Annotated in this window: 18 protein-coding genes; 6 read left to right on the plus strand and 12 right to left on the minus strand. The window is 58.0% G+C overall.

The features are described 5' to 3' along the window. Window positions 1-37 precede the first annotated feature (37 nt). A complete protein-coding gene (locus AC2D8O_RS02725) occupies window positions 38-1,471 on the plus strand; it encodes a sensor histidine kinase (RefSeq protein WP_484677249.1) in 1,434 nt (477 codons plus the stop codon). On the opposite strand, the gene AC2D8O_RS02730 is transcribed toward AC2D8O_RS02725, so the two are convergent. Together AC2D8O_RS02730 and AC2D8O_RS02735 are read right to left on the minus strand one after the other, a co-directional pair. Continuing rightward, window positions 1,468-1,905, minus strand: coding sequence for a hypothetical protein (locus AC2D8O_RS02730; protein WP_484677250.1), 438 nt, complete (start codon window positions 1,903-1,905; stop codon window positions 1,468-1,470). The two genes, AC2D8O_RS02725 and AC2D8O_RS02730, sit on opposite strands and share 4 nt — an antisense overlap. Window positions 1,906-1,970: 65 nt before the next feature. After that, window positions 1,971-2,561, minus strand: a complete 591-nt coding sequence (locus AC2D8O_RS02735; RefSeq protein ID WP_484677251.1) for a hypothetical protein — start codon at window positions 2,559-2,561, stop codon at window positions 1,971-1,973. Window positions 2,562-2,635: 74 nt separating this feature from the next. On the opposite strand from AC2D8O_RS02735, the gene AC2D8O_RS02740 reads away from it, so the two are divergent. Further along, window positions 2,636-3,544, plus strand: coding sequence for an SDR family oxidoreductase (locus AC2D8O_RS02740; RefSeq protein WP_484677252.1), 909 nt, complete (start codon window positions 2,636-2,638; stop codon window positions 3,542-3,544). A gap of 76 nt (window positions 3,545-3,620) precedes the next feature. Then, window positions 3,621-4,262 carry a DUF1684 domain-containing protein gene (locus AC2D8O_RS02745; RefSeq protein WP_484677253.1) on the plus strand — a complete coding sequence of 214 codons (642 nt, stop codon included), beginning with the start codon at window positions 3,621-3,623 and terminating at the stop codon, window positions 4,260-4,262. Between the two features lie 15 nt (window positions 4,263-4,277). Here the strand turns inward: AC2D8O_RS02745 and AC2D8O_RS02750 are convergent, their stop codons facing one another. Beyond that, the gene (locus AC2D8O_RS02750; RefSeq protein ID WP_484677254.1) at window positions 4,278-5,165 is read right to left on the minus strand and encodes a class I SAM-dependent methyltransferase; all 888 of its coding nucleotides are present in this window, start codon (window positions 5,163-5,165) and stop codon (window positions 4,278-4,280) included. 135 nt (window positions 5,166-5,300) lie between these two features. On the opposite strand from AC2D8O_RS02750, the gene AC2D8O_RS02755 reads away from it, so the two are divergent. Further along, window positions 5,301-6,008, plus strand: a complete 708-nt coding sequence (locus AC2D8O_RS02755; protein ID WP_484677255.1) for a hypothetical protein — start codon at window positions 5,301-5,303, stop codon at window positions 6,006-6,008. 81 nt (window positions 6,009-6,089) lie between these two features. Here AC2D8O_RS02755 and infB read toward each other — a convergent pair whose 3' ends face one another. The 4 genes from infB to AC2D8O_RS02775 all read right to left on the minus strand — a co-directional run bounded on the left by infB (window position 6,090) and on the right by AC2D8O_RS02775 (window position 11,447). Beyond that, complete coding sequence (gene infB / locus AC2D8O_RS02760; protein ID WP_484677256.1) at window positions 6,090-9,113, minus strand: translation initiation factor IF-2; 3,024 nt, start codon at window positions 9,111-9,113, stop codon at window positions 6,090-6,092. Window positions 9,114-9,152: 39 nt separating this feature from the next. Next, window positions 9,153-10,397, minus strand: a complete 1,245-nt coding sequence (gene nusA / locus AC2D8O_RS02765; RefSeq protein WP_484678265.1) for a transcription termination factor NusA — start codon at window positions 10,395-10,397, stop codon at window positions 9,153-9,155. Between the two features lie 68 nt (window positions 10,398-10,465). Next, the gene (locus AC2D8O_RS02770; RefSeq protein ID WP_484677257.1) at window positions 10,466-10,981 is read right to left on the minus strand and encodes a ribosome maturation factor RimP; all 516 of its coding nucleotides are present in this window, start codon (window positions 10,979-10,981) and stop codon (window positions 10,466-10,468) included. Window positions 10,982-11,111: 130 nt separating this feature from the next. Further along, the gene (locus AC2D8O_RS02775; protein WP_484677258.1) at window positions 11,112-11,447 is read right to left on the minus strand and encodes a DUF952 domain-containing protein; all 336 of its coding nucleotides are present in this window, start codon (window positions 11,445-11,447) and stop codon (window positions 11,112-11,114) included. Between the two features lie 85 nt (window positions 11,448-11,532). On the opposite strand from AC2D8O_RS02775, the gene AC2D8O_RS02780 reads away from it, so the two are divergent. Next, window positions 11,533-11,961, plus strand: coding sequence for a hypothetical protein (locus tag AC2D8O_RS02780; RefSeq protein ID WP_484677259.1), 429 nt, complete (start codon window positions 11,533-11,535; stop codon window positions 11,959-11,961). Window positions 11,962-12,058: 97 nt separating this feature from the next. Here the strand turns inward: AC2D8O_RS02780 and AC2D8O_RS02785 are convergent, their stop codons facing one another. From AC2D8O_RS02785 to AC2D8O_RS02800, 4 genes are all read right to left on the minus strand, one after another. Beyond that, window positions 12,059-12,592: a hypothetical protein gene (locus AC2D8O_RS02785; RefSeq protein ID WP_484677260.1), complete on the minus strand. Its 534-nt coding sequence runs from the start codon at window positions 12,590-12,592 to the stop codon at window positions 12,059-12,061. A gap of 18 nt (window positions 12,593-12,610) precedes the next feature. Next, window positions 12,611-14,170, minus strand: coding sequence for an NAD(P)H-hydrate dehydratase (locus tag AC2D8O_RS02790; protein ID WP_484677261.1), 1,560 nt, complete (start codon window positions 14,168-14,170; stop codon window positions 12,611-12,613). A gap of 120 nt (window positions 14,171-14,290) precedes the next feature. Further along, window positions 14,291-15,064, minus strand: coding sequence for an ABC transporter permease (locus AC2D8O_RS02795; RefSeq protein WP_484677262.1), 774 nt, complete (start codon window positions 15,062-15,064; stop codon window positions 14,291-14,293). Continuing rightward, on the minus strand, window positions 15,064-16,002 hold the full coding sequence (locus AC2D8O_RS02800) for an ABC transporter ATP-binding protein (RefSeq protein ID WP_484677263.1): 939 nt from the start codon (window positions 16,000-16,002) through the stop codon (window positions 15,064-15,066). The genes AC2D8O_RS02795 and AC2D8O_RS02800 overlap by 1 nt, the downstream gene beginning before the upstream one ends. Window positions 16,003-16,108: 106 nt before the next feature. On the opposite strand from AC2D8O_RS02800, the gene AC2D8O_RS02805 reads away from it, so the two are divergent. Further along, window positions 16,109-16,663, plus strand: a complete 555-nt coding sequence (locus tag AC2D8O_RS02805) for a KdsC family phosphatase (RefSeq protein ID WP_484677264.1) — start codon at window positions 16,109-16,111, stop codon at window positions 16,661-16,663. On the opposite strand, the gene AC2D8O_RS02810 is transcribed toward AC2D8O_RS02805, so the two are convergent. Then, window positions 16,614-17,609, minus strand: coding sequence for a glycosyltransferase family 2 protein (locus tag AC2D8O_RS02810; RefSeq protein WP_484677265.1), 996 nt, complete (start codon window positions 17,607-17,609; stop codon window positions 16,614-16,616). The two genes, AC2D8O_RS02805 and AC2D8O_RS02810, sit on opposite strands and share 50 nt — an antisense overlap. Window positions 17,610-17,682 lie beyond the last annotated feature (73 nt).

The raw sequence follows: 17,682 nt of genomic DNA on the forward strand, positions 1-17,682 counted from the left end.
TGCGAAGTTCGTAGCGAATGGGCAGCTTTCCACCTGCATGGCGAAGCAAACTTCTTCAGCATCCAGCACCGACACAGGCAAGAACTACGACGAGCTTGCCAAGGCGCATCGTGAACTGCTGTCGCGGTATGAAGAGCTTCACCGGGATTATCAGGAGTTGACTGTGCAGAAGCAACAGTTTGAGTTGGAGAAGCGCCGAGCGGAGCGTATTCGAGAGGAACTGTTGAAGGAAAAGGAAGAGCTGATCATAGAGAAGATTGATATTCGGACTGCACTGGAAGAGCTGAAGGCGGCGCAGGAAGAGCTGATTGAGAAGAGCCAACTGCTGGAGCGTGCCAATAAGGAAGTGCAGGCCAAGAACGAAGAGCTGATAGTGCGTGGCATAGACCTGCGCACAGCCCTGGAAGAACTGAAAGCCACCCAGGAAGAGTTGGTAGCCAATGAAAAGCTGACCACTCTGGGTCGCGTAATCGCGAACATTGCCCACGAGATCAATACACCCATTGGTGCCATCTATGCCGCCAGTCAGAATGTGCAAAGCAGTTTGCCAAGCCTGCTGGCGACTTTTCCGGCACTGTTCAAAGAGATGCCCGATGAGTTGCGTGAGCCTTTTTTTGCCGTCATAGAAACGGCGAAGAACCGCGATAACACCACAGATCCCAGTTTTGAGCGGCAGGCTCGCAAGGAGATACAGGCGTTGATGGAGGAACTGCAGGTGATGAACCCAGAGGCCGTTGCACGGCTGCTGGTGAAGGCCGGGCTGTACGAGGGCTTTCAGGAGTATCTGCCGCTGCTGATGGACAGCACGGCCGAGAAACTCTTGGAATCGGCGGTGGCGATAGGCCGTCTACGGGCCAATATCGAGACGATCGGGACCTCGGTGTCTAAGACCCAGAAGCTGATACTGGCGTTGAAGAGCTACACGGATGACGAACACACGCCGCGGATGGGGGGAGCCATTCAGTTGCCGCGTCAAATAGACGAGGTGCTGGAACAATACCGAGCTTACACGAAGCTGGGTGTGCGGTTTGTTACTGAGTATGAGTCTGAGCTGCCCAACCTTGTGTGCCATCCGGAGCAGCTGAAGCAGGTGTGGACCCACATGATTCTGAATGCCTGCCAAGCCATGCAGGGCACTTCTGACGGGAAGTCTGCTGGCGGTACCCTGACCATACGTGTGGCCCGCGAGCCAGAGCAGCCCAATCTGGTGGTGTCATTCGCCAATACAGGGCCCGTGATACCCAGCAGGCATCTTTACCGCATTTTCGATGCGTTCTTCTCGACCCGACCCGAGGGAGAGGGTGCAGGTTTGGGCCTTTACGTGGCGAAGAAGATTGTGACGCAGCACAAAGGCACCATTGAGGTGAAGAGTGAACCCGGCCAGACGGTATTCACCATCATTCTGCCGTTGACGGCTGTCAGTCGTGAAATCTTCTCGAACAAGGGCGCAAAAGCGCATCAGGAGGACTAGAGCTGGATACCGAGCTGGTCGCACAGGCCTTTGATGCGTGCCTGTTCGTACTGATTGATGCCGCGACTGGCCATGGCGACGGCTACCATCTGTACACGCAGCCGCTCGCGGCGCTCGTGGTTCTGGCTCAGCAGTTGGCGCAGGGTTTCCAGTAAGCGCTTCTCCCATTGGGTGAGGTTACTGAGTAGGTATTTGAGCTCGGCGATGTATTGCTCCAGCAGCTCGGTGTTGACTTTTCCCTGTGCGCTGAGGGTCTGCTCGGCCAGAAGTCCGGTGAGATATCCCATTTCCACACCATCCACGTTCATGTCGCTTACAGCCACCATGAGCATGGGCACGAAATAGATCATGTGCTCGAACTCAGCGGGGGTGAAGCTGGTCTGGCGCTCTTCGTTGTAAGCCGCCAGGAGGGATTCGAGGGCAGGGTGTGTCACGGAGGTAGTAGTTGAAGCAGGGAGGATGACTTAAAGATACACCCCGGCGTGCAGGGTTGCCAGCCTCATCTCCGCTTTCTGTCCAGCAGGTTCATCCGCGTGAAAATGCCGCCAATGCGTACCTCAACTGTGGGAAAAGCAAGCAGACGGCTGTAGGGGGTGGCGTCGGCAGGCTCGTACGTGGCTTTGCCGAAGCCAACTCCGCCCGCGATCTCCAGATAGACATCTCCGCGGGTTGTGAGCTTGCGGTGCATACCGAGCATCAGGAGATAGATGTCGCGGTCGGCTGGGGCGTCGCCGCCACCGGAGAGCAGCCAGTCGTCGAGTACCCAGAAACTGAGAAACATAGGGCGGTGGCTGCAATCGGTGCTCCAGCGTACGGGGCCAAACTGATACTGAATGCCCGCGCCCCAGTACCACAGGCCCGGATGGAGACGCAGGGTCCAGCGGTTGCCATAGTGGAGGTCGGCGGTGAAACCCGCCCACATCTGCCCGCCGCCAATGCCACCTGCCACGCCGGGAAAAAGACCGGGGCGCGCGTCCTGGCCCAATGGTATCTGGTTCTGTTTCTTGATTTTCAGCTTCTGTGCAGCTGCTGGCTGTGTGGTCATGGCCAGCAGCAGCAAGGTGAAGAGACAGAGAGAAAGACGCGCCATTCTGCGAAAGTTAAGGCGAAAGGGTGCTACTGGCGTGCGGCTGGGTGTTAAGTTGCAGAAAACACACACAATACATGAGTACTTCTACTGCACCGTATGCCCGTCCGATGCTGCCGGAGGGCACCCTGAAGGGTCGCACGATTATTGTTACCGGCGGTGGCACAGGTCTGGGCCGCGCAATGGGCGTGGAGTTCCTGCGCCTGGGGGCCAACGTAGTGATCTGCAGCCGTAAGCTGGATGTGTTGCAGAAGGCCGCCGACGAGATGATGGCCGAGACTGGCGGACAGGTGCTGGCCGTGCAGGCCGATGTGCGCGATTATGCACAGGTGGAGAACGTGCTGGCCAAGGCCATCGAGAAGTTTGGCCGCGTTGATGGTCTGGTGAACAATGCCGCGGGCAACTTCATAAGCCCTACCGAACGCCTGAGCAACCGCGCTTTTGATGCCGTGGTGGACATAGTGCTGAAGGGCAGCTACAACTTTACGCTTTGTCTGGGTAAATACTGGATTACCAACAAGATACCTGCTACAGTAATGAGCGTAACCACTACCTACGCCTGGACAGGCAGTGGCTATGTGGTGCCCAGTGCCTGTGCCAAGGCTGGTGTGCTGGCCATGACGCGCAGTCTGGCCGTGGAGTGGGCCAAGTACGGCATTCGCCTGAACGCCGTAGCCCCCGGACCGTTCCCGACGGAAGGTGCCTGGAGCCGCCTGTTCCCGGTGCATGCGCTGCCCAAAGAGCTGGTGGAGAAGCTGGACCCTGCCAGCAAGGTGCCTCTGCGCCGTGTAGGTGAGCACCAGGAGCTGGCTAACCTCAGCGCCTACCTGATGAGCGATTACAGCGCCTATATCAACGGCGAGGTTATCACCATTGATGGTGGCGAGTGGCTGCAGGGCGCCGGCGAGTTCAACTGGGCCGACATAGTGCCACAGCCGATGTGGGATGCCCTGGAGGCGGCCACAAAGTCGGGCAAGAGCAGCTGAAACAGCTTTCAATTCCGGTACAAAGGGGCCTGCTGGCCCCTTTTGTCATGTTAGGCTTTGGCAGTACCTTACAACCATGAAACTGCTGTGGCTGAGCATCCTGATGGGACTGGCATTCCGGGGCCTGTGGCACACGCCCGAAGCGCCAGCCGAGACGGCGTTCTGTACCGATCTGAGTCGGCATCGGGCAGAGAAGGACTCCATCTATTTCGCCGACCCCGATTCACCGATCCGGCCCGAGGATAAAGCGGCTTTCCGCAAGGTGGGGCTGGCATACTACCCCTGCGATGCGCAGTACAGCTTTACGTGTAAACTGGAGCCATTGCCGGCCAGCAGTCCGATACGGGTAGGTACCAGCGCGGGCATTACCCGTAGCTACCATGCGGCCTACCGCGTGCGGATTGTGTTGGAGGGTAGGGAGCACAGCCTGGTTGTCTACAAACCCCTGGACCCACCCCGTAAGCCTTCCTATAAAGACTACCACTGGCTGCCGTTCCTGGATGCCACCAGCGGCAAAGACACCTACGGTGGGGGCCGTTATCTGGAGCTGTTCATTACCGATACCACTACTACTGTCAGGGTAGATTTCAACCGGGCTTACAACCCACTGTGTGTTTACGGGCGTGGGGTGTATGCCTGTCCCAAAGTGCCGGAGAGCAATCGCCTGCCATTTGCGGTAACAGCAGGCGAGAAGAACTATCCGTTGGAGATGCACTGAGGGTAGCCCGCGGGCTTATTGCATGCGCACGCGCGCGATGACGCCGGTTGGCAGTTTGCGGCCCGTGGCTTCTTCAGGCAGGTAGAGCTCGGCCAGTTCCAGACGGTTCTGCTTTACGGCATGGGGAATGTGCATCTGTATCAGGTGCTCCAGTACCAGTGCAGAGAAACCGACGGAGTAGCAGTTGAACACCAGGCCGCCACTGGGCTTGAGGATGGCTGCGACGTTGCGCATGAGTTCGTCGACCATGTCTTCCAGCTTCCAGCGCTCGCCTTTGGCGCCGTGGCCAAAGCTGGGGGGATCCAGCACCACCATGTCGTACTGCGAGCCGCGCCGGGCCTCGCGCTGTACAAACTTGAGGGCGTCGTCTACAATCCAGCGGATGTTGTCCTGGTTGCTGAGCACCATGTTGTCGTTGGCCCAGGAGACGACCTGCTTCACGCTGTCGAGGTGTGTGACGTCGGCGCCTGCGGCACGCATGGCCAGCGAGGCCCCGCCTGTGTAGGCAAAGAGGTTGAGGCCACGGAAGTTCTTGCGGCCATAGAGCTGTCCGTAGAGAAAGTCCCAGTTGGCGGCCTGTTCGGGGAAGATGCCCACGTGCTTGAACGCCGTAAGGGCCAGTCGGAAGCTGAGGCGATAGGAAGGGGCGTTGTAGTTCAGCTGCCAGCTGTCGGCCACCTTTTTGGACTTCTGGAGTGGCACCCATTCGCCGGAGTGGCTGCCCTTCTGGACAAAGCGGGCATGTGCAATCTTTTCCCAGTCTACCTTGCCACTGCGGGGCCATACGGCCTGCGGTTCGGGCCGGATGAGGGTGACGAGGCCAAAGCGTTCGATTTTCTCGAATCCCCCACTGTCTATCAGGGCATAATCGGACCAATGTTCGGGGGCAAGCAGCTGAATCATAGCCAGCAAAGGTACGAAAGGGAGAACGGCTGCCACCAACCGCCTATCCCGGCGTTTGTAGAGTAGCTTTTAACTGCTTAAGCTACAGCTGGTAGCCCTAGCTTGCAGCTACTCACTCACACAACAGCAATCGACATGAATGGGACAGTTTTGGCTGGGACCCTGGCAGTTGGCACAACAGGGGCGGTGGTATGGTGGTTTCAGCGGCTGCTCTGGCAGGCCAGTGGGCAGGCTGGCTGGACGCTTGAGCGGCGGCTGCGTTTTCGCCGGAACCTGCTGTTGGTTCTGTTGGGCTGGCTGGTGCTGACAGCCCTTCTGGCTGCAGGGGGCCTGCTCCGCTTCGATACACGCCCGCCAAGCATTGTGCCAGTGCTGCTGGTGCCCTTGGTGGCCTTGCCATTTGTGCTGCGGGCGCAATGGCTGCGCGAGCTGCTACCCCACCTGACGCAGGAGGTGCTGATGGGCACACAGGTGTTCCGGGTGCCAGTAGAACTGTTTCTCTGGCTGCTGTTCATGGCAGGGGTGGTGCCAGTGCAGATGACCTTTGAGCAGTATAACTGGGATGTATTGACTGGCCTGACGGCCATACCCGTTGCGGTACTGCTGCGGCGGGCTACCCACATGCGGTGGATCTGGGTGTGGAACCTCATGGGGCTGGCGCTGCTGCTCAACATCGTGACGATTGCGCTGCTGTCGGCGCCGCTGCCCATCCGGCAGTTCTTCAACGAACCTGCCAATACGTTCATCGCGACCTTCCCGTATGTGTGGCTGCCGGCATTTCTGGTGCCCAGTGCCTACTATCTACACGCGCTGTCGCTGCTGAAGGCGGTACGGAACGGCTGAGCTGTCAGGATTTCTCTCATTTGTGTGCAAACGAAAACAGGCCCCGTGTGGGGCCTGTTCTGTTTATGCTGGTAGGGAAACTCAGGCGAGGGTTCGCTTGACTTCCACCTGCTTGAACGCTTCGATGATATCGCCAGGCTTGACGTCGTTGAAGCCTTCGATGGAGATACCGCACTCGTAGCCTTCCTTGACTTCCTTGACATCGTCTTTGAAGCGCTTGAGGTCGCGCACTTCGCCAGTGTACACCACAATGCCATCGCGGATAAGGCGGACATTGGAATTGCGGGTGATGATACCTTCGGTGACCATACAGCCGGCAACGGAACCCACTTTGGTGATGCGGAATACGTCGCGAACCTCGGCCGAACCCGTAATCTCTTCTTCCACCTTGGGAGCGAGCATGCCTTCCATGGCATCCTTGATCTCGTTGATGGCATCGTAGATGACGGAATACATGCGGATTTCAATCTGCTCCTGCTGGGCCAGCTTGCGGGCGGCGGCACTGGGACGCACCTGGAAGCCGATGACCATGGCATTGGAGGCAGAAGCGAGGAGGACATCGCTTTCGGTGATCTGACCTACGCCGCGCATAACGATGTTGATGGCAACCTCGTTTGCGGAGAGTTTGAGCAGCGAGTCGGAGAGTGCCTCGACAGAGCCATCCACGTCGCCTTTGACGATGATGTTGAGCTCTTTGAAGTCGCCCTGAGCGGCACGGCGAGCAATTTCTTCGAGGGTGATGTGCTTCTGCATGCGGATGCTCTGCTCGCGGAGGAGCTGGGCGCGCTTGGAAGACAGTTCGCGGGCTTCGCGCTCGGTCTCCATCACCTGGAACTTGTCACCAGCCTGGGGTACACCGTCCAGACCGAGGATCTGAACTGGGGTAGACGGTCCGGCTTCCTTCACGCGGTTGCCGCGTTCGTCGGTCATGGCCTTGATACGGCCATGGTACTGGTTGGCCAGCAGGATATCTCCGATGCGGAGCGTACCTGTCTGTACCAGGATGGTAGCTACTACACCACGGCCTTTGTCGAGCTGGGCTTCAATGACGGTACCACGAGCTGGGCGGTCGGGGTTGGCCTTGAGGTCAAGCATATCGGCCTCGAGGAGCACCTTTTCCAGCAGCAGGTCTACGGCCTGGCCTTTCTTGGCGCTGATCTCCTGGCACTGGTATTTGCCGCCCCAGTCTTCCACCAGCAGGTTCATCTGAGCCAGCTGTTCGCGGATTTTCTCGGGTTGGGCACCGGGCTTGTCAATCTTGTTGATGGCAAACACCATGGGGACACCCGCCGCCTGTGCGTGGTTGATGGCCTCACGGGTTTGGGGCATGACCTGGTCGTCGGCGGCAATCACGATGATGGCGATGTCGGTGACCTGGGCACCACGGGCACGCATGGCGGTGAAAGCTTCGTGACCGGGAGTATCGAGGAAGGTGATGGCTCGGCCGTTGTCGAGCGTCACTTCGTAGGCACCAATGTGCTGGGTAATGCCGCCTGCTTCACCCGCGATAACGTTGGTGCTGCGAATGTGGTCGAGCAGTGAGGTCTTACCGTGGTCAACGTGACCCATGACGGTGACGATGGGAGCGCGGGGCTCGGCACCTTCTTCCAGATCCTCTTCTTCCTCAATAGTGAGGGACTCCTCGAGTGAGATGAACCGGACGTCGTAGCCGAATTCTTCAGCGATGAGCTGAATAACATCGCGGTCGATACGCTGGTTGATGGAGACGAACATGCCGAGCTCCATACACTTGGCGATAACCTGGTTGACCGAGAGGTTCATCAGGCTTGCCAGTTCGTTGGCGGTCAGGTATTCGGTTACCTCCAGGGTACGGCTGTCGGCCATCCGCTGGTTTTCCATGTACTCGCGCTTGGCGGCCATGTTGTCGCGCTTATCGCGGCGGTTCTTCTGGCGGCTGCGGCTGCGGCCACGGCTCATACCCGCGAGGGTATTGCGCAGGTTGTCGGCAACCTCGCGCTGGTTGGCTTCGGTGCGCTCAACACTGCGGGCACCGACCGGGCCGCGGTTGTTGGAGTTGTTGCCGGGCCGATTGTTGTTGTTCCGGTTATTCGGATTGTTGTTGTTACCGCCACCGGTGTTGCCAGCAGGGGTAGTACCCTGTGCAGCGGGTTGGACGGGTGACGTGCCAGTTTTGCGCTTTCGCTTTCGGCGTTCGCCTTCATCGTCGTCGCGGCGGGGGCCGGAAGTGCGGCCAGCGCCTTCGCGGGGGAGTTCGATTTTGCCCAGCACCTTGAGGCCTTGCAGCTTGGGGGTGTGGTCCTGCGCACGGATTACTACGTCTTCGGCGGGGGCGTCGGGCGTGGTGGTGGCAGTTTCGGCCACAGGCGCTTCGGCCTTGGCAGGCTCCGGAGCCTTGGTTTTTTCCAGTTGGGGTGCTTCTACCACAGGCGTGCTTTCTGCCTTGGGCTCGGGTTTGGGTTCGGGCTTAGGCTCGGCCTTGGGTTCAGCTTTGACTTCCACCTTGGGGGTTTCTGCAACGGGCTCGGTTTTCCGGGCGGTCACAGGTTCTTCTTTCACCTTGGGCGGCTCCACCACTTTGGGCGCTTCCGTTACGGGTGGTGTATCGAAGAGAGAGGGCTCGGGCGCTTTCTCTGTTTTGGCTTTGGCCTTGGGCTTCTTTTCGAAAGAAGCGAGGTCAATTTTGCCTACGACCTTTGGGCCCTTGTGCTCTTCGGCGGCAGGGGCTTCAGTGGCGGCAGGAGTTACCTTCACCTCAGGTGCTTTTTCAGCCACAGGCTGGCGCACGGGTTCGGGGGTTGTTTCGGGCTCGCGGGTGAAGAGGTTGGTCTTCAGTTCGTCGGCGGTCAGCGGGGGCACGGTGGTATCCGCTTCCTCGGTGGCAGGTTTGCCATCTTCTTTCTTGCCGATGGACTTAATAGCCTCTGCGCGCTCCTTGAGTTTTTTCTCGGAGGAGAATTCCTTCACCAGCAGATCGTACATCGCCGGAGAAAGCTTGGCGTTTAGGTCGTTCGCAGGCACATCGAAGCCCTTAACCTTCAGAAAGTCGAGTATAGTATCGCTTCCAAGGTTGAACTCCTTCATCGCCTTCATGAGGCGGACGCTTTTCTCTTTCTCTACGGACATACGTTCTGTTCCGGGGCCAAAAATAGGGTTAATTCCGTGTTAGTCTTCGAATTCGCGCTTCAGAACTTCCAATACGTTGGCAACAATCTCTTCGTCGAGGTCGGTGCGGCGTACAATTTCGTCTGCGGTGAGGGCCAGGACGCTCTTGGCGGTATCGCAACCGATCGCCTTGAATTCGTCGATGATCCACTGTTCGATTTCATCGCTGAACTCGTCCAGATCCACATCTTCCTCAACGAGGGTGGGGTCTTCCTCACGGAAGAGGTCAAGTTCGTAGCCGGTGAGGCGCTGGGCCAGTTTCACGTTCTGACCACCCTTGCCGATGGCGAGGGAAATCTGATCGGGCTTCAGGTAGACATTGGCGTGCTTACGGGCCTCGTCAATGACAATTTCGCTGACCTTGGCGGGAGCCAGGGCGCGTTGAATATACAGCTGAGCGTTGTTGCTGTAATGGATAACGTCGATGTTTTCGTTGCGGAGTTCGCGTACGATGCCGTGAATACGGCTGCCGCGCATGCCCACGCATGCCCCAACAGGGTCGATACGGTCGTCGTAGGACTCTACAGCCACCTTGGCACGCTCGCCGGGATCGCGGACGATTCCCTTGATGGTAATGAGGCCGTCGTCGATTTCAGGCACTTCGAGTTCGAAGTAACGCTCGAGGAACTTCTCAGATGCGCGTGAGGCGATGATCCGGGGATTGCCGTTGCGCATTTCCACATCGATAACAACGGCGCGAATGGTGTCGCCCTTCTTGTAGCGGTCTTTCGGGATCTGTTCGCCCTTGGGCAGGATGATCTCGTTGTCCTCATGCATGATGAGGATTTCGTTGCGCCAGATCTGGTAAACCTCGCCAATGATGATTTCGCCAACGAGGCTCTTGTAGTGCTCGTTGATGAGGTTTTTCTCCAGTTCCTTGATACGCTGTGCCAGCAGCTGCTTGGCGGCCATCACCTGACGGCGACCAAAGTCGTTAAGGTTGACGGCGTCGGCCCAGGTGTCGCCGACTTCGAGGTCCTCGTCTAGCTTGAGGGCCTCAGAGAGCGGAATCTGCTGGGTTTCGTCTTCCACTGCCTCATCAGCGACGATGGTGCGTTCGCGGAAGGCCTGAATATCGCCCTTGTCTACGTTGATGATGATCTGGAAGTTTTCATCACTGCCGTAGCGGCGGCGGATCATGGTGCGGAAGATGTCCTCGAGGACGGACATCAGGGTGGCGCGGTCGATGTTCTTGAAGTGCGAGAACTCGCCCAGGCGCTCTACCAGGTCGGTCTTCTGGTCCACAATCGGATCAACGGCTTTCTTTGCCATGACTGTAAGAAGAGGGCGTTAAAGCTGCGTGCGTGTAAGGGTCAGGACGGATCGGCTTGTTTGAACGACACCTGCACCACGGCCTTGGAGACCTCGGCGAGTGGGAGTAGGTCGTTTACAGTTTCCTTTTTCCGGGTTTCCGGGTTCTTGCGGATGTATTCGAGCGTCAGGTGGGTTTCAGTGGCGTCGGTGAGCTTGCCAACACGACGGGTGCCGTCGGCGAGGGTCACTTCAAGTTCGCGGCCCACGTTGGCGCGGTACTGACGAGGCAGACGGAGCGGTGCACCCACCCCTGGGCTGCCAAGCTCGAGTTCGTAGGCATCAAACTCCAGTGGGGTGGTCACTCCTTCAAGCGCTTCGCGGAGCTGGCGGGTGATGCGCGCACATTGGTCTATGCGTATGCCGCCATCGGCGTCGGCCAGGACTTCCAGAGCCTTGCGGCGTCCCTGCAATACGCGGACTTCCACGAGATACACGGCGGGGTCGGCCGCTGCAATCAGCGGTTCGAGCACGGCCTGTACCTGGTCGGCAAGCGTACGGGTGGAAGCGACGGTCATGTTATATAAATGCAAGAAGGGGGTTTTCGCCCCCTTCTTTTAGGATAACAGCACAAAGATAGACAGGATTATGTGGAAATGCAATCGGTTTTGTGGAAAACTGCTGAAGGCTTAAATTAAGGGCAAATGGCTACACCAAAGTGGGGATATCCCAGGTGCCATCAGGGCGTCGCAGCAGGATGCTGACATCCTCGATGGCTTCGATGGAGAGACGACCATATATGTGTGGGAATTCCTCTCCCACATTGGGTGCCACTTCCCACTTCACCTGGTCTTTAATGCGTCGTTCGACGATGTGCAGCAGAATGACCTCGTTGCTGGACGCATAGTGACGGTCGAGTGTAGCAGGCAGCTGACTGGCTGTGCTGGCATGCAGAAAGCCATCTGTTTTGCGGTGCGGGTGGTCATAGAGTCCTGACTCCAAAGCCTGCTCCCAGTGGGTGGCATCGGTGATATGGTAAATCATAACATTTCTTAGGAACTTCAAAATTGCCTTAAAACCAGATAGGCACGTTTTTGGTTAGGGTATATGGTGACTAGATTTATTGATTATGAACGCCGAACCCGAACTTACTGAATTGACGGAGCTGAAGCTGGAGGTGCCAGAAGAGCGCCGCAAGCTCTTTGCCACCCTTCGTGCTTCCATTCTGGCGGAGCATGGGCCTGCATTGGCAGAAGCGGCTACACAGACTCCTTTCCGGTTGTTGCATCTGGATGGGGTGCGTGTGCGTCTGCGAATCGAGAAGGAAGAAGACGGAAATACGCTGATGGTGTCGCTGCTGTCGCAAGACTACACGGCGGTTATCGACTATCGGCTGCAATCTACCGAGCGGGGAACGCTGCTGTTCTGCCGGGCATATGTTACATACTTCCATCAGGGGCTGAACGCCCGTCTCATTCAGTCGCGCTCGGCGTTGCGCCACTGGCTGGACATGAAGCTGCTTTCCCTGCGGCCATCGGAGTCGAGTCAGGCGGCGTGATTCTCCGTTCGGGTTTGAATTCTGGCTCTGCTGGAAGCAGAAGCAACAGGAAAGCCCCGCAGAACGGGGCTTTCCTGTTGCCAAGGAGCACGAATGCTCACTTTTTGCTTTTCAGATAGGCTTTGGGGAGTGGCAGTGTAGGTAGTTCGGGTTGCCAGTATACCTGCAGCACCCAGTAGCGGTTGCCATCGAAAAACAGCTGAATACTGTTGATGCCGCGTACAAAGGGTTCGGGCTCATCGGCTTTGTGACGGGCGGCATAGGTAGTCCAGACGTGAGTGACGGCGCCGAAGGTCTCGGTGCGGCGGGCAATTTCCTGTTCAATGAAGCCCTCCTGCTCCATGCGGGGCGCACTGCCTTTGATATAGTCTTCGACGGTGAGCACGCGCATTACGGTTTTGCCTTCTTTGTTTCGACCAGTGGCAACCAGGCGCCCTTCGGGAAGGAAGAGTGCGCGCATGCGGTCCCAGTCGCGCTTTTGGCCAGCAGGCCCACTGATTACATCGTACAGTGCATTGACGATGGCATCGACCGACTTATGGTCGGCGGCATAGCGATTGGTGTCGGCAGGGGCTTGCGCCCAGGTGCTGCCAGCAAACAGAAAGAGGAGTAGTGTGAGGATTGCTCTCATGTATAAAAAGGGTAGCAGTTACTTGTCTTGGAGGGTTTCGCGGAGGGCGGCACCGAGTGAACGGCCGATTTTGGTGGCAGTAATGCCCTCCTGACCATGAGTTCGTGCGGCGCGGTCGCCGGCGCGGCCATGCAGATACACGCCCATGGCGGCGGCCACCAGCGCCGGATAGCCCTGCGCCAGCAGGCCCGTGATGGCACCTGTGAGGATATCGCCGCTACCGGCAGTAGCCATACCTGGGTTGCCCGTGGCGTTGAGGTAGGTGGTGCCATCGGCAGCAGTAACGATGGTTCCCGCGCCCTTGAGCACCACAATGACATTGTATTGTTGGGCGAAGGAACGCGCTACCTCCAGCCGGTATTGCTGCACGGCAGCGCTTTCGCCGCCAGCCAGACGGGCCATTTCGCCGGGATGGGGCGTGAGAATGCAGGTGGCGGGCAGCAGTTGCAGCAGGTCAGGATTTTCGGCCAGCAGGTTCAGGGCGTCGGCGTCCAGCACCACGGGCATATCGGGAGCATGTTTGCGCAGGCCGGTCAGCACTTCGCGCAGAAAGCCTGCGGTGGTAGGGTTGCAGTCCAACCCCGGCCCAATGGCCAGTGCGCTTTTGCCCTTGACGTAAGATAGAAACACCTCGGCTGCTGTTTCGTTGAGACAGGGTGTGGTGTCGGCTCCGTAGGGGATGGACATATTTTCCAGGCTGGTGCGATGGAAAGCGCTGGCGGTGCTGGCGGGAATGAAGCCAGTAGACAGACCCGCCCCGATTTCGAGACAGGCCTGAGTGGCCAGGGCAATGGCACCTGCTTTGCCTTTGCTGCCGCCAGCCAGCAGTGCATGCCCAAAAGAGCCTTTGTGGCTGTCGGCCAGACGGGGGCGATGCCACTGGCGGATATCGGTTTCGCAGATGAGAAAGGTGGACGACTGCAACTGCGCGGTCAAACTCTCGTAAAAGCCGATGTCGAGCACGGTAACATCGCCACAGAACCCTGCGGCTGGCGTTACATAGTGACACGGTTTGGCGTAGCCATAGGCCAGGGTATGGGCAGCGCGCAGCGGGGCTGTTTCCACAAAGCCGGTATCGGGGTTGAGGCCACTGGGAAGGTCCAGCGCCACTACCTCATTGGGTACGGTGCGAAACGCATTTATAACCTCCGCTACGGCGGCACGGGGTGCGGAGCCCCCAGTACCCAACAGAGCATCTACCAGAATGACGCCACTGCGCAGATAGCGCTGGATGTCGGGCCACTGCTCTTTCTGAAAGCCCTCGCAGACAATACCTGCTGCCCGTGCCATCGCCAGATTGGCGTGGGCAGCGGCGTTGAATTTTCCTTCAGGGTCGGAAAGCAGAATGCGCGGTTGGCGCCCGGCCCGCCAGAGGTAGCGGGCGGCTACCAGGCCATCGCCGCCGTTGCCTCCATTGCCACAGAGGAACAGGAAATTGTCAATGTCGGGATATGTGCGGAGTAGAAACTCGGCGGTGAGACGGCCAGCGGCTTCTATCAGCAGCAGGGTGGGCATGGCGTACTGCTCCAGCATCAACTGGTCGGCCCGTCGGCTCTGTTCGGCGGTTACTACTAGCATGGTTCAGGAGGGGGCTTCACCCCCAATTTCCGACAAAGGGGCGAGATACCGTAATAGAAAGGCCACCTTAACAGGTGGCCTTTCGCAATACGCAGGAGAGAGATAAACTGTTAAGCAATTTCAGCGGACATCCTGGCGCAGGTAGAGAAAGCCCCCCAGGGCTGTGAATACCACGGCGGACCCAAGGCTGTACCAGGCTGTTTCGGGTATGCTGGTGAAATTTTCGCCCAGTCCTGCCATTGTAGACAGCATGGCAAAAGCATAGGGGTTGTACACCACGTATTCAGAGCCACGGAGCATGAGAGACACCGACACAAAGCCTACGAGCGCCAAGGCGATGGATACGCCAAAACTGGGAATGCGTATGGCGAGTGCAGTGTGCAGCGCTGCCAGCGAAAGCGTGCCCATCATCATGAGGCTGGTGCCCAGCGCCATAGTGCCAATGGGCATGGCATCAAGCGAAAGGCCCAGTGCCGGGCGGAAGAGCTGAGACACAATGCCCGTGAGAATCATCAGCACGAAAAACAGCAGTTGGCTACCGATGAGCATCAGGTGAAAGAACAGGGCCTTACCCAGGTAAATGGCCCAGCGGGGCACTGGCATGGCGAATACCTGCTTCCATGCCTGGGCTTTGTGTTCGATACCCTGATGGACGGTAGCGGCTATGGCGATGTAAAGCGAAATGAAAAACATGCTCATGGAACTCATTGCCTGTGTGACAAGGAAGTTCCACTGGGCGGCAGCGTCCGGGGCCGTGGCCTTCAGCTTCATGTTCATGAGCACCAGAAAGATGAGGCCCATAACAGCAGCCGGACACAATATGGTGAGCCAGAGAAGCGAAGTGCGGCGGGCCTTGAGGGCCTCGGCACTGAGTACGTTCAGGAGGGCAGTCATCAGACGATAGCGGTTTGGGGTTGAGCAGCGACGGTAGTGAGGGAGAAGAACAGTTCTTCGAGTGAGGCATTGGGCTCGAGTGCGTAGATGTCGGCGCCGGCATTGACCAGGATGCGAACTACCTGAGCAGCGGCTTCGGGTGTTTCAATGGCAACGACGAGTTGGCCCAGCTGCTGCCCCATCAGCTCTACTGAATAACCAGCTGCCAGAAGGGCAGCTTCGCCCAATGCGACATCGCTGAGGGTGACACGGAGGCGCCGTTTTTGCGTGAGGGCCTGCAGGTTTTCAATGGTGCCCTGAAAGCGCATGCATCCGTGGTCAATGATGCCGAGGTGTGTGACAGTGCGCTCTACCTCGGCCAACAGGTGGCTGGATACCAGAATGGTTTTGCCATGCTCGCGGTTGAGGTGCTGGAGCAGTTCGCGCATGTCGCGGATGCCAGCGGGGTCAAGGCCATTTGTAGGCTCATCCAGTATCAGGAGGTCGGGATTGGGCAATAGGGCCATGGCTATGCCCAGACGCTGACGCATGCCCTGCGAGTACTGTTTGACGGGGCGGTTGGCGTCGCGTGTGAGTTCGACAACAGAGAGAACATGCCCCACTCTGGCTTTGTCTGCCCCATGCATACGGCGAATGACTTCCAGATTCTCACGCCCGGTAAGGTGGCGGTAAAGTGCGGGTTCTTCTACCATACTTCCTACACGCCGAAGGACAGCAATCCGCTCTGCGGGCATGTTATAGCCGAAGACCCTGACACTGCCTTCCTGTACTTTGCTGAGACCCAGCAACTGGCGGATGGTAGTGGTTTTTCCGGCGCCATTATGGCCCAGAAAACCAAAAATGGAGCCTGAGGGCACGGTCAGCTGTATGTTGTGCAGGATCTGGCGCTTGCCAATCCAGTAGTTCAGGCCTCGGATGTCTATTACTGGTTCGCTCACAGCAGTAGTTGTTTTTGGGAAAGACCTCAAGTGGTCAGTGCGGGTTGCGTGCATTCGACTTCTTAACATAATCACTTGCCACGGAAAAGCGCGAACTTGCGGCCACATGACTCCTGACTATCCAATGCAGCCGCTGCTGCCCAACGCCATAGTGCAGCGTATTTCTCCTGTCAAAGCCTTTATTCTGGACGTGGACGGGGTGCTTACCGATGGCTTCGTGGTAATGACGGCTAACGGCGAGCAGTTAAAGCGGATGAACATCAAGGATGGTTATGCGCTGCAACACGCAGTGCGCATTGGCTATCGGGTTGCCATTATCTCTGGTGGCAGCAGCGAGGGCGTAGCTCAGCGCTTACAGGGCCTGGGCCTGACGGACGTATTCATGCGGGCCAGTAACAAGCTGGAAGTGTATGAGCGCTACATGTCCCAGACGGGCCTGGCCGACCATGAGATTGCTTACATTGGCGACGACATGCCTGACTATCCTGTGATGCGACGTGTAGGCTTCGCGGCTTGCCCTGCCGATGCCGCTGCCGACATCCGCCACATTGCCCACTATGCCTGTGCGCTTGGCGGCGGTCAGGGCTGTGTGCGCGAGGTATTTGAGATGATCATGAAGCACCAGAACCGGTGGTACTCTGACGAGGTGCATCACTGGTAAGTGGCTGGGGCAAATGGCTTTGATGCACCACATATAGCGGGCGGCCCTGTACGGTTTCGTAGATGCGGCCCAGGTATTCGCCCAGCACACCGATCATAATAAGCTGGATGCCGCCCAGAAACAGCACAGCCAGCATGATGGAGGCCCAGCCCAGTGCCACTGTCAGTCCCCACTGTGTGCCAAAGAGGCGCACAAAGAGTGTCCAGAGGATGAGCAGACCAGCAATTCCAGATACGATGAACCCCATTTTGGTGGCGAGTTGCAGGGGACGGGTGGAGAAGCCAGTTACGCCATCCCAGGCCAGCCGCACCATACGCCGCAGGGGGTAGTTGGTTTGGCCATTCAAGCGGGCGGCTCTTTCAAACGGCACGGCGGTGCTGGGCAGGCCAGTCCAGGCGATTTGGCCCCGCAGAAACTTGTGGCGCTCGGGCATTCGCTTCAGCCATTCAGCAGCATGCCGTGAAATCAGACGGAAATCGCCGGTATCAAGTGGAATCCGGACAGTGGCCCAGCGGTTGAGCAGCCGATAGAAGGCCCAGGCGCTCAGACGCTTGAAGAGCGATTCTCCCTTTCGGCGGGCACGTTGTGCAAATACGATGTCATACCCTTTGGAGGCTTCTTCCAGCATGGCAGGAATCAGCTCGGGCGGGTCTTGTCCATCGCCATCCATCAGCACGATATACTGTCCGCGGGCATGGTCTATACCGGCCGTTACGGCAATCTGATGGCCAAAGTTGCGGGGAAAGCTTAGCCAAAAGATGTTGGAATGCGTAGCGGCCAACAGGTTTATCTCGGCCAGTGTAGTGTCGGTGCTGCCATCGTTCACATACAGGACTTCGAATGGCAGGCCTTTTTCCTCCAGTGCCAGCCGGATACGCTGGTACACAGGCTGGATGTTGAGCGCCTCGTTCCTGACCGGTATGATGATGGAGAGCGTTGGAACCATGGAAAAAAGCATTGCAACTTACATTAACTGTGGCAAAAACAGCATATTCTGCGCGCAATGACTAGGTTTGTAC

The organism is Pontibacter sp. T17 (genome assembly GCF_057219875.1).